We start from the raw sequence: 12,656 nt of genomic DNA, 5'->3' as shown, positions 1-12,656 counted from the left end.
GGACAACCGCTTGCGCGGCCTTTCATCTACATAAACTCATTCACATAGACTTCATCCCGTATTAGCACACCTTTCGATATGTTATCCAAGATCCAAGGGTAGATTACCCACGCGTTACTCACCCGTGCGCCACTCTACTCGGCACCCGAAAGCGCCTTTCGCGTACGACTTGCATGTGTTAAGCACGCCGCCAGCGTTCATTCTGAGCCAGGATCAAACTCTCCAATTAATCCTTTTACTCTCTGCTGTCACTACTCTATACTACCAGGTTTTCAAAGATCAAACTTACAAACCAAAAATTTCGCAAACAGTTTCCTGCCCTTGAAAAACTTGAGCAGACTATTTTATCCACTCGGTCTTGTCAAGAAGTTTTTATTACTTTTTCTTCTCGCTTGAAGTGACTTTTAGGCCACCTACTCAGAACTCCTTCTCTCGAAGAAGCCTTCGTGTTCAAGACCCGCCGAAACTATAGGCTACTGATCACTTTGTCAATCGTTTTTTTAAATTATATTTAACAGGCCAATAATAACTGACATAGATCATCAAAATCCTTTAATAATATTATGGAATCATGAATACCTAGCTCACGAAAAAGCCACAATCCCATTTTTTAGGCCGCACTCCGGCTTGAGTTCAGCCAGTCTTTGTAACGGCCATGCCATTTTTCAGCCTTGTCAAGTTTAGGCTTATGTACCTTCAATAAACCAAAAAGCCGGAAAACCATCACTAATTAAAGTAATTGCAGGTCCCGGCTTTTGAAAGATGATCGTCGACTGATTTATTTTTTTTCTTTTTCAGCTTCTGCGTCAGGAGCAGTTGTTTCTCCTTCAGCTTTTCCTTGGTCTTTATCCTTTTTCTTTTTGGTCTTTTTCCCCTTGATAGAATCCTCAGGGATCTGGTTTACGTCAAGGTTTTTCTCGTCCTCTATTTTTGCTTCATTTGCAGTTCCAATTTCCTGATTGTATGAACCAATTTCGGCATCAATAGACTGTTTTCTCTTATTGTAATCATCTGCACGCTGATTGAATTCTTTAAGTTTTTGCCTGTAAGCTTCTTTTTCTTCCTTGGTCTTTAAATTTTTTAAAGATTCTTCAAGGACTTTTCTCTCATCATTTAAGGCATTTGCCTCATCTGAAAAAGCCTTTGACTTTTCATCCAGTTCGTTTTTCTTTGCATCTAATGCCTTATTTTTTTCATTTTCAGAAGAATCCGGCTGAGGAGCTGCCTGATCTGCAGGGGGCGGCTCTGCTGCCATATTGTCGCCCGAAGGGCCTGAAAGATCAGGAGAGGACCGTATCTCGTCATATGATTTTATTTCTTCGCGCTGACTTTCAGGAACCTTTGACATATCATCAGTAAAAATTGTATTGCCATTTTTGTCTTTGTACTGGTAAATCTCGGAATAAGCTGGCTGGATGTTCAAGATAAAAAACATCCCGAAAGCAAACAACATTTTTTTCATTTCCGCATCTCCTTAATTATAATTTGATATTGCGTCATATAAGTCTTAAAAATTTTATGATTATCGCTTTTCCATCAATATTTTTCAAGCAAATAACTTTTGATTAACCCTGTTTGTTATTGTATAAACCCAGCGTTGTAAAAATGCTTAACCTTAAAAATAGTGGTAAATAAATGAAATATTCTTTGTGTATTCTTGCATGCTTTATATTTATTTTTTCAGGATGCGCCTTAAAACAGACTCAGCCGGAAAAAACAATCAGCCCTGATGCTGAAATGTTTGCTAAAGCTGAATCATTCTATGACTCCAAGACCTTTTACAGAGCTTTAAGCGAATTTGAAAAGTACCTTAAAAAATATCCGCACTCACCAAATTCAGCAGATGCGTCTCTGAGAATAGGAGAAATCCATCTTATTCTAAGTAATACTGACGCAGCAAAGGATGCTTTTGAAAAAACAATAAAGAACTATCCTACTAATCCCGCATCTTATGAAGCAAGGGTTAAATATCTGCAGTCATGTTATAAGGAAGGAGAATACGAAAAACTCGTAAAAAAATCGACGGAGTTTCTTGCTGGAAACATTCCCCAAAACACAAGATTTCAGATTTTAAAGATTAAAGGTGAATCTTATCTCGCACTGAAAGATTATTCATCAGCAGCAGCAGCATTTTGTGACGCTTTAAAAGAAGCTACTGAGCAGGATAAAGCGGATATCAAAGCAAATCTCAAAAAAGCAGTGTCTCTTATTGACACTCAAAATCTAAAAACACTTGCTTATTCAACAAAAAACGCGGCTTTAAAAAGTTACCTCCTTTTTCAGTTAGGACTAAATTACATTGCTGAACATAATTTTCAAGGTGCTGCAGCATCATTCAGATCGTTTCTTGAAGAATTTCCGGACCATGAACTTGCCGCAGAAGCAACCGCAAAACTAAAAGATGTGGCAGCGAACGATCCATACTCAAAATCGACCATCGGCTGCATTCTTCCTTTAACCGGAAAATTTAAAATCTTCGGCGCCCAGGCCCAGAAGGGTATCGAACTTGCTCTTGCTTCATTTAAAGCAGTTGAAGGAGGGAAACAGGTCAAGTTTGTTATAAAGGATACAGGATCAAGGGATGATAAAGCAGCAGAAGCTGTAAAGGAACTTGCAAATGAAGGAGTAATGGCCATAGTCGGCCCCGTAGGCCCAGCTGAAGCAGCTGTCAGAGAATCCCAACTCCAGGGATTGCCAATAATTACCCTGACATCAAAAGATCATATTACTTCTGCCGGCGATTTTGTTTTCAGAAACTTCATTAGCAGCCAAATGCAGGCCGAGGCAGCAGCAAAATTCTCATTTGAAAACCTTGGAGCCAGATCATTTTCAATTTTATATCCTGAAGATGAATATGGCAAATCCATGACTAAATATTTTGAAGACAATGTTACAAAACTCGGTGGAACAATCTATTCAAAAGCTTCTTACCCTCCGGGCCTTACTGATTTTACTGCCTTTATAAAAAGGATTGCGCCGAAAGATGTTAATGGGTCTGATCCCAATTCCATTAATGCAAAGCCATATGATGTGCTCTTCATTCCTGACGGGCCCAAAAATGCAGGACTTATAATTGGTCAGCTGAATTACCACAACTTAGGCAATGTTCAGGTAATGGGAACAAATCTGTGGAATTCCCCCAAGCTTGCACAGGGAGCAGGTCCAGCGGCTGAGAATGTACTGTTTCCTGATGGATTCATAGCTAAAAGCTCAAGACCTAATGTACAGGATTTTGTGGCAAGATTTTCAGGCGCTTATGGTGAGAACCCGGGTTTCATCGAGGCTATCTCATACGACAGTGCTATGATGCTGTTTGAACTTATAAGCCAACCGGATGTTACTTCAAGAATTGAGCTCAAAAACCGTCTTCATGGCTTGAAAAACTTCCTTGGAGTTACAGGACAGACAAGCTTCAGCGAAAATGGAGAGGCATACAAGGAGCTTTACATTATCAAGGTACAAAACGGCGAGTTCACAGAATACAAATAAAAATGTGGCTCTGCCTGATTTTCAGTTAAGAAGTGCCTTTTATGGTTAATTTGCCATCAAAAAAGGGTGATGCGTAGGTCAGATTAGGACGCCCTTTGTCCGTAATCCGACGTTAAGCCGAGTGCCTCTGGCGGGTCGCTTTTTGTAAAAAGCTCCGCAAAAACTTTATGGTTTTGTTAGTAGGCAAAAAACTGATGTTTTTAGAGTTTTAAAAATGTTAAGCCCATGAACTTTCATATGTTAATGAGAATTGAGCATAACCACAAATAAAAATGAACATAAAACGCTTGGATGGATGGCATGGTCGCAAAGAATCCGATTCCCGTCATTCCGGCGGGCCTGTCCCGGTGAAAACAGTGAGCCGGAATCCAGAAGCGTCTGAAAATATGCATGCCGGATAAACTCCGGCATGATGTTACCTCCTTTTTTGACTTTTTGCGAGCCATCAATTTTTGAGGAGGCTTAAATAATTAGCGTCTTTATTTATATATAGAGACGCATAAATAAAAAATCTTTTCAGAGCATGGCCAGAAATGAATTAATGAAGATAACATACTCGTTTTATAGATTTATAACATCGCTGATTTTTATACCATTATCAGTATTTATTCAATTTTTTAGATTTTTGCATGGAGACAAAAACAGCCTTTTCTTACAAAGATTTGGCCTTTATAATTTCGTACAACCTGAAAAAGCATCAAAAAGAATTTGGATTCATGCATCGTCTGTTGGAGAAACTGGTGCAGCGTGTGCAATTATTGATGAAATAAAAAAAAAATATCCGGATATATCCATAGTATTTTCAACAGTCACAAAAACAGGCCACGAAATAGCTGAAAGGCTTACTGATAAAAAAATTATAAAAATATTAGCGCCACTGGATTTTGTATATGCTGTTTCAAGAGCGTTTGATTTTTTAAGACCTGATACTCTTGTTCTTACTGAAACAGAATTATGGCCCAATATGATTATGATAGCTGCAAAAAAGGGAATCAATATCATTACTGCAAATGGGAGAATATCTGAATCGACCCGCAGTGCTTACAAAATAATGCAGCCTCTTTCATCAGAAATTCTATCCTCAATAATCGCTTTCAGCATGATTTCAGAACCAGACAGCATACGGATTGCTGATGTTGGTGCTGACCCTTCAAAGATTTCTGTAAATGGAAACTCTAAATACGATCAGGCAATAAAACTCAAAAATAGTAATTCAGAAAAGACAAAGGCTGGTAACCTTGATCTATTAATCAATAAAAAAAACCGACAACTCATTGTCGCCGGAAGCACGAGGCCTGGCGAGGAAGAAATAGTAATAAAAGCTTTTCTTAATCTAAAAAAAACATTTCCTGATTCAATTCTTGCTATAGCGCCAAGACACATAAAAAGAACAAGTGAGATTGAAAAAATTCTTCAAGAAAGCTCTATCAGCTATTCCCTCCGAACAGCCTTGAAGCTTGATAACCCACCAGAATCAAGCGTGATAATACTTGATACAATAGGAGAACTTGCTGCATTGTACAGATTAGCAGATGCCGTATTCTGCGGAGGAAGTCTTTTCCCATTCGGCGGACAAAACCCTATGGAGGCTGCTGTTATAGGAAAACCTATACTGTTCGGGCCTTTTATGGATGACTTTGCAGACGTGGCGAGAATCCTTATAGAATCAGGTTCGGCAAAGGAAGTCAAAAACGCGGAAGATCTCTTTTTATGGCTTGCCAAAATTCTTGGCAATCAGGAATTTTCAGATGAAATGGGAAAACAGGCGGCTATTGCCATAGAAGAAAAAGCAGGAGCAGCAAAAAAACACGCCGAAGTTATTCTAAAATATTCTTGACAAAGTCGCAAAAGTCCGATTCCCGTCATTCCGGCGCAGGCCGGAATCCAGAAATATCTAAAAATACAAAGATGCCGGATCAAGTCCGGCATGACGACACCGCCCGTTTTTGACTTTTTGCGAGTCCATCATTCTTAACTATTCACCGGAATTGAAAAACTTTTTTTATGAAAGATTGACACCGAAACCATAAAAATTTTCGGGAGAGGTTTCGGAAACACCTTTTTCAAAAAAAGTGGAGGGGGCGAAGATAAGTTACAAATATTCAGGAAAGTGATTTGATCATATATAACCTTGAGGAGAGCTATCAGGCAATTATCTGCCTTTAAAAATCACCCATCAAGAGCTTCTCTGACAGAACAGGCCAGATTCTGCATTACGAAAGGCTTCACTATATATTTTTTTATTCCAATGGCCGCAGCGTTCGATTCTGTAAAATTCTCGCTATATCCGGTGCATAATATAATAGGAGTATCCGGTTTTTTATCAAGAATCTTCATGGCAAGTTCCGCGCCTGTCATTTTGGGCATTGTCATGTCTGTAATAACCAGATCAATTTTATCAGGATTATCAACAAAGAAAGCATAAGCATCCATACTGTTCGTCATGGTGGAAACCCTGTAGCCTAATCCTTCAAGTATTTCCCTTTCAGCTTCGACAACAACGGATTCATCATCAACAAGAAGAATGTGCTCAATACCGGCGGGTTTTTTATGGATAACCGTTGATGCCCCCTTTTCAGCCACCTTATGAACAAGCGGCAGATAAATATCAAATTTAGTACCTTTTCCTGGCAGGCTTGATACGCTAATTGATCCTCCGTATGTCTTGACAATTCCATGAACTACAGAAAGCCCCATCCCTGTACCTTTCCCATCTTTTTTTGTTGTGAAATAAGGCTCAAAAATCTTATCAAGCAAGTAATTATCCATGCCGTGACCAGTATCTGAAACTGTCAATCTGGCATATCGACCAGGATAAAGATCCGTAAACTCATTGAAATCATTTGGCCATATTTCAGCTTCGGCCAGTGAGATCTCAAGACTGCCACCTTTTTGTTCCATGGCGTGTTTGGCATTTGTGGACAGATTCATGATTATTTGATGAATTTGGGAAGGATTGCCTATTATGGCTCCACACTTTTTATCAAGATTAGCTTTAATCTCTATTGTTGAAGGAATGGAGGCTCTCAAAAACCTGACAGTCTCTTTAATAATAGGTTGAATAAACATTGGTTCAAAAACCATCTCGTTATGGCGGCTGAATGACAGAATCTGCTGAACAAGATCCTTTGCCCTGTACGACGCATTAAGAATATTATTCAGATAATCATATTGTTTGCTTGATTTGTCGACACACTCCATTGTCATTTCCGCATAAGCCATTATAGGAACTAAAATATTATTAAAATCATGGGCAATTCCGCCTGCAAGTGTACCTATGGCCTCCATTTTCTGGGTTTGCTGCAATTGACGTTGAAGTGTTTTTAGATCCGTTATGTCCTTAATCACACTTATGATCATCTCCACATTTTTTATTCTGATAATCTTTGAAAAAAGAGACCCGTTAAAAACAGATCCATCATTTGCTCTGAAATCTATTTCAAGATTATTTACAAAACCAACTTCCTTAATTTTTGTAACGAGGTATTGATTTCTAAAATCATCCGGATAGATTCCAAGCTCGGCCGAAGTTTTACCTATTATTTCATCGTTTCTTATCTTTACCATCTTAGAAAATTGATTATTGGCGCTTATAAATCGCCCGGATTCAATTTCAGTCAGTGAAATGGCATATGGGAAAAAATCAAAGACTGTTCTGAACCTGACTTCGCTTTCCTTTATTTCTTCTTCAGCAAGTTTGCGTTCAGTAATATCAAGGGCAGAACCCAACAAGGCAGGTGTTGAATCAAGGTTTATATAAGTTACAGAAATATCCATCCATTTTTCTGATCCTTCTTTTGCCACGAATTTGATAATATCCCTGTAAGGACTTTTGGGTAAACACTGAAGTATTTCCTCAATATGGGCTGATTTTGATTTTTGTTCTGAATGGATTATCTCTTCATACTGCATGTTAAGCAGTTCTGTTTCTGAATAGCCTGAGATTTTCTGGAATGAGGGGTTTGTGTATAGAAATTTTCGATCCGCGCTGAGAATGAAAATCATGGACGCAGAAGTTTCAGCAAGCGCTCGGAACATTGCCTCGCTATCCACAAGCGTTGCTTCCGCAGTCTTTCGATCAGTAATATCCCTCACAGATACAGCGACCTTGTTGTTTAAAGGCATGATTGAGCACCTGAACCACCCTTGGCAAATATCTATGTCATCAGAGCAGAATTCAAATTCATGATTTTTCATACCATGTGATGAATTATGAAACTTAAAATCGATTTTTTTTGAAATCTCATTTGGAAGCAAATCTGAAACTTCTTTTCCAATTATTGAATTTTCAGTTCTTTTTAAAAAATTACACCCTGATCGATTAACCTCTACGCAAACAAATCTATCTGAATCAGAATTATTCGATTCCATGTTTAATAAAAAAAAGGCTTCTGTGCTGTTACGTATAAATTTTCGATAATTAAATTCTTCATTAACTGCTGTCAAATGCGCCGAATTTGATGCTCTGAGTATCAGGCAGATCTTTGTAAAAGCCAATATAATGCCAAGTGAAATAATGATGGTGTTAAAGCATGAGAGATAAAAAACAGGTGATTTGCTTGCGGGTGAACTTACTTCTGCAAGGTTTTGGGTAAGCCACAATGCCAAAAAAATAAATAGCACAAGGGAAGCGCTTATTCTTCTTAGCCTTTTTTCAGATGGCGACGAATCAGACCGCACATTTTCCATCGATATCTGGCTGTTTCTATTTATTACCTGTTTTTGACCATTATTGTCTTTGCCCATCTCTATTATTGACCTGAAAACATGAAAAAAGTTCGGTTGGTTTAAGATTGCTCAGATTTATCCACTCCTAAAAAAATGTTTCAAAAAGCTGTAAAAATACTTAGGACAACTTCAGGTTTAGCAAGACACATGCCATACCGGCTTCAACTATTTGCTGATTTATGAAACCCCAATATAGCCTATCAATGAATATATTTATAAATATTATAAATTTCAAAGATCGTATGAACCCTACAGACTATTTTCAGAATCATATTTGACAATGTGCAACAAGTTAAAATAATTCGGCGGCATCATGCCGGACTTGATTGAGTATCCAGCATTTTCAGGCACTTCTGGATTCAGGCCTAGCCGTAATGACGATAATCGGGCTTTTTAGAGCCCATCATAAATTGGGGTAGAGACAGATGGGGAAAGTTGAAAAACTATTTTCTATACATGTGTTAATCAAACAAAAACTATTTACAAACTGCAAAAACAATTTACACTTCTCCAAGATTTGTGCTTGGAAGCCGGGAAAATCCCAAAACATTCTCTCGGTCGAGTTTTTCTCCTTCTGGAATCGAAAGAAAAATCATTTCAGCATAATATGGGAAACAACCAATTATTTTTTATCATACCTTTCAAGCCTTGCTCTTGCACCAAACATAATTGCCAAAGCAATAGCTGCGGCATAGGGAATTGCAGCAAAAAGATGTACCCGATGAAAGACTTTTGAATATAGCGGAATAATACCATCATTCGATAAAGAGTATTTTGACACTCCTGACGCTTCATCCCCCCTAAACCTGACCTCAACAATATTTTTATTATTTTCAGAACATCGCACTGTGAAAGAAGCGTTTCCTCTTTCCAAAAAAGCTCTGCCAGTGGCCTGGGGCAATAAAAACTGTGCCGAATCAAACTTAGAAGGCAAATCCTCAAACGGAATAGCTTTAAAACTTGATTCACCATGGTCTGATATATTCTGGATCACATAAAATGAAGGATGAGGTTTATCCCCCTTTGTAATTAGCCTGGTGTCCAGAACTGAAAACAGCATAGTGACAAGAAACAACGATATTAAGCAACTGACAGGAAAAAAATAATCGGAACTGAAAACAACAAGAATAAGATTATTGAATTTATTCACATTATCTCCTATGGGCATATCTTACCGAACGTACACACTACTCCATAGGACAGGAGCTAAACCTGAACTACACTGTAGCCGGCTCTTATAAAAAAACAGAGCCAGAGAAGCTACAAACGGCAGAGAATAATAAAATGTTAAAGATGCCTGAGCATCCGTGGTTGATTGGACGGAGATAATATCATATCAAAAAAATGGCATCCATAATTTAATTAGATATTTTGCAGCATATTTTTCGTAAGTTTGAATCTTTTTTTCAAACTGTTTATTATCAAAGACATTATAGAAGAGATGTACTTTTCGAATTATTTGCTATAAAACGCAAAAAATTGAATATAAATAAGGTATTGTTTTATTTTTCCGGAATATAAGTTCTCAAGGAGATGATCATGGAAATTCCGCAGCACAACCTGGCCCTTGATCTGGCCAGGGTAACAGAAACAGCTGCTCTGGCAAGCGCGAGATGGCTGGGTAAGGGAGACAAAAATGCCGGCGACCAAGCAGCAGTCGATGCCATGCGGCTGTCTTTCGCGTCCATGGATATTGACGGCAAAATTGTTATCGGAGAAGGTGAAAAAGATGAGGCTCCGATGCTTTATAACGGAGAGAGAGTTGGGTCTGGCAGAGGCGTATCAATGGATATTGCCGTAGATCCTGTTGAAGGAACTCAACTTCTCGCATTTGGGCGGCCAAACGCAATTTCTGTTGTAGCGGCCTCCCCTTCAGGCACAATGTTTGACCCTGGCCCAAGCTATTACATGAAAAAGCTTGTTGTTCCTCCGGAAGCAAAAAACGTGATCGATATAGATGCGCCTGTCGAAGAAAACCTGATAAAAATCTCATCTGCCATAGGCAAAGATATTGAAGACCTTGTGGTATTTGTCCTGGACAAACCAAGGCACAAAGATCTCATAAATCAGATAAGAAAAGCAGGCGCAAGAATACAGCTTCATACTGACGGTGACGTAGCAGGGTCGCTTATGGCAATTGATCCGACATCAGAAATCGATGTAATGATGGGAACGGGAGGAACACCGGAAGGTGTAATATCAGCATGTGCAATAAGATCAATCGGCGGAGAAATGCTTTCCAAATTTGATCCTCAGAAAGAAGATGAGTTTGAGGCTATGAAAAAGGCCGGGATCAACCTTAATCAGGTTTTCAGCGTAAACGAGCTTGTAAAAAGCGATGACTTATTTTTTGCTGCTACAGGAATTTCAGGAGGCGTTTTTCTTCCAGGAGTAAAATATACCGGAAACGGAGCAGAAACCCATTCCCTCGTTATAAGAGGCAAAACCGGTACGATACGCTACATAAAATCAGTTCACAACTGGAAAAAACTTATGCGCTTCAGCGCAATAAAATATGATTAATAGAACCAAGAGGATATGACATGATAAAAATCAAACATATAGATATAACAACAGAAAACATTGAATTTCTTGCAATACCAGTATGTGAGAACAAAAGCATTCACGCTGATCAGGAAATAAATGAACTTGTTAAAAAAGCAAAAGCTATAAAAGGATTTGAAGGCAAGACCGGCGAAAGTATTATTTTTCATAATCCAGAAGGTGTTTCCGCATCAAAGGTCCTTTTTATAGGTATTGGTAAATCGGATGCTTTAAAAGAAGAAACCTTCAGATGCATGGCTGGAAAGGCTGTGAAAACTGCTATTTCTCAAAAGGCAGAAAATATTGCCATTTCAAGCCCTGGTGCAACCAAAGTAAAAATAAAAGCAGACAAGCTTGCATCAGCCTTGTGCGAAGGTTCTATTCTGGCCAACCATATATATGATGCTTACAAAAGCGAAAAAAAGACTATTGCTTTAAAAAATATTGATATCATTACTGAAACAGGTTCAGTTGCAAAACTTTCAGGCCTGGAGGAGAAAGCAGAAATAATCTGCGCTTCCACTATTTTGGCAAGGGAATGGGTCTCCATGCCGTCAAATCATAAAAGGCCGGAGGAATTTGCAACAATGCTTGCAAAAACAGCAACAGAAAACGGCCTTGAAGTCACTATTCTTGATGAAGAAGAAATGAAAAGTCTGGGATTTGGTGCTCTTCTCGCTGTTGGTCAGGGAAGCACAAGCAAGCCAAGACTTGTTATCATGGAATATAAACCGGAAGGCAAGATTAAGAAAAAAATTGCCTTTGTGGGCAAAGGAGTAACTTTTGACACAGGCGGTATAAATCTCAAACCAACAGGCTCACTCGAAGACATGAAAATGGATATGGCCGGAGGTGCGGCAGTAGCAGCTACCCTTATTGCTGTAAGCAAACTTAAGCCGGCCACTCATACTATAGGAGCAATCCCTATAGTTGAGAATATGCCTTCCGGTGATTCTTACAGGCCAGGCGACATATTCAAAAGCCTCAACGGCAAGACAATCGAAATAACCAATACGGATGCGGAAGGCAGGCTTATACTCATTGATACTCTAACGTATATAGCCAAGAATTATAAACCAGACATGATGATTGACCTTGCCACACTTACAGGTGCATGCATGGTGGCACTTGGTGAAAAAATAGCTGGTGTATTCTCAAATGATGATGAATTTGGTAAAAGAGTAGCTGAGTCAGGCAATGCAGTACATGAAAGATGCTGGCTCATGCCTATGCCGGAAGATTATAAGGAAATGCTGAAAAGCGATTTTGCGGATATGACAAATTCAGCCAATGCGAGATGGGGAGGAGCTTTGACAGCAGCCCTGTTTCTATCTGATTTTGTTGAAAAAACAAAATGGGCGCATATCGACATAGCAGGACCTGCATATTCCAAGAAGCCGTCTGATTATTGCGGGGCCGGGGGAACTGGCTTTGGAGTCAGACTTCTGTGTAATCTAATTGATGATATTTAGGGTCGCCTTTAGATAGACATCAGCTGAATCCAGACCGCGTGTGAATGACGGAAACACGACCTTTTGCGGACGATTTTTTTGCGATCTTGTCAATACTGATGGTCTCGCAAAAAATCAAAAAAGGGCGGCTGCGTCATGCCGGAATTGATCCGGCTTTTTGTATTTTTAATTGCTTCTTGAGTCCGACCTTCGCTGGGATGGCGGGGGTCGAACTTTTTGCTACCTTGTTAATTACTGTTACTGTTAGGATTATTAATGGTCTGGGAAATAAATCACTTTTTTTAAGCTGTTTCCCGGACCATCCCCAACACATCTTCTTTAGTTCTTTCGTAAGCATCCAGCCAACTACGTGGAAATTTGTGATGTGACAGATATAGGGAGCAAAGCTCTATAATCCTCTTCATTCTGCGCGAGTGGTATTTT

7 protein-coding genes and 1 rRNA gene are annotated in these 12,656 nt (G+C 39.1%); 4 read left to right on the top strand and 4 right to left on the bottom strand.

The annotated features are described in order from the left end of the window. A 16S ribosomal RNA gene (locus tag K245_RS0119175) occupies window positions 1-229 on the bottom strand; the annotation flags it as partial. A 549-nt stretch (window positions 230-778) separates the two neighbouring features. Then, window positions 779-1,462 carry a DUF4124 domain-containing protein gene (locus K245_RS0119170; RefSeq protein ID WP_027360494.1) on the bottom strand — a complete coding sequence of 228 codons (684 nt, stop codon included), beginning with the start codon at window positions 1,460-1,462 and terminating at the stop codon, window positions 779-781. A gap of 173 nt (window positions 1,463-1,635) precedes the next feature. Here K245_RS0119170 and K245_RS0119165 point away from each other — a divergent pair, with 173 nt between their 5' ends. Both K245_RS0119165 and K245_RS0119155 read left to right on the top strand, forming a co-directional pair. Further along, window positions 1,636-3,489: a penicillin-binding protein activator gene (locus K245_RS0119165; RefSeq protein ID WP_027360493.1), complete on the top strand. Its 1,854-nt coding sequence runs from the start codon at window positions 1,636-1,638 to the stop codon at window positions 3,487-3,489. 541 nt (window positions 3,490-4,030) lie between these two features. Next, complete coding sequence (locus K245_RS0119155; RefSeq protein WP_198013937.1) at window positions 4,031-5,326, top strand: 3-deoxy-D-manno-octulosonic acid transferase; 1,296 nt, start codon at window positions 4,031-4,033, stop codon at window positions 5,324-5,326. 332 nt (window positions 5,327-5,658) lie between these two features. Here the strand turns inward: K245_RS0119155 and K245_RS27000 are convergent, their stop codons facing one another. Together K245_RS27000 and K245_RS27870 are read right to left on the bottom strand one after the other, a co-directional pair. After that, the gene (locus K245_RS27000) at window positions 5,659-7,614 is read right to left on the bottom strand and encodes a PAS domain-containing hybrid sensor histidine kinase/response regulator (protein WP_198013936.1); all 1,956 of its coding nucleotides are present in this window, start codon (window positions 7,612-7,614) and stop codon (window positions 5,659-5,661) included. Window positions 7,615-8,839: 1,225 nt separating this feature from the next. Continuing rightward, a complete protein-coding gene (locus K245_RS27870; protein WP_156906852.1) occupies window positions 8,840-9,091 on the bottom strand; it encodes a hypothetical protein in 252 nt (83 codons plus the stop codon). A 665-nt stretch (window positions 9,092-9,756) separates the two neighbouring features. On the opposite strand from K245_RS27870, the gene glpX reads away from it, so the two are divergent. Both glpX and K245_RS25495 read left to right on the top strand, forming a co-directional pair. Further along, window positions 9,757-10,740 (top strand): class II fructose-bisphosphatase, encoded by a 984-nt coding sequence (gene glpX, locus K245_RS0119140; protein ID WP_027360490.1) that lies wholly within the window; start codon window positions 9,757-9,759, stop codon window positions 10,738-10,740. Between the two features lie 20 nt (window positions 10,741-10,760). After that, entirely contained in the window at window positions 10,761-12,233 is a 1,473-nt protein-coding gene (locus K245_RS25495; RefSeq protein ID WP_051284434.1) for a leucyl aminopeptidase, read from the top strand. Window positions 12,234-12,656 lie beyond the last annotated feature (423 nt).

The organism is Desulforegula conservatrix Mb1Pa, from assembly GCF_000426225.1.
Classification (GTDB): Bacteria; Desulfobacterota; Desulfobacteria; order Desulfobacterales; family Desulforegulaceae; genus Desulforegula; species Desulforegula conservatrix.
The sequence above is the reverse complement of the archived record's forward strand: the minus strand, read 5'-3'. Positions and strand labels throughout refer to the sequence as shown.

What these genes read in the sequence shown, in the direction of transcription:
- K245_RS27000 (WP_198013936.1), bottom strand. Translation starts at nt 7,614, where the DNA reads ATGCCTTTAAACAACAAGGTCGCTGTATCTGTGAGGGATATTACTGAT.
- K245_RS0119155 (WP_198013937.1), top strand. Translation starts at nt 4,031, where the DNA reads ATGAAGATAACATACTCGTTTTATAGATTTATAACATCGCTGATTTTT.
- K245_RS25495 (WP_051284434.1), top strand. Translation starts at nt 10,761, where the DNA reads ATGATAAAAATCAAACATATAGATATAACAACAGAAAACATTGAATTT.
- glpX (WP_027360490.1), top strand. Translation starts at nt 9,757, where the DNA reads ATGGAAATTCCGCAGCACAACCTGGCCCTTGATCTGGCCAGGGTAACA.
- K245_RS0119165 (WP_027360493.1), top strand. Translation starts at nt 1,636, where the DNA reads ATGAAATATTCTTTGTGTATTCTTGCATGCTTTATATTTATTTTTTCA.
- K245_RS0119170 (WP_027360494.1), bottom strand. Translation starts at nt 1,462, where the DNA reads ATGAAAAAAATGTTGTTTGCTTTCGGGATGTTTTTTATCTTGAACATC.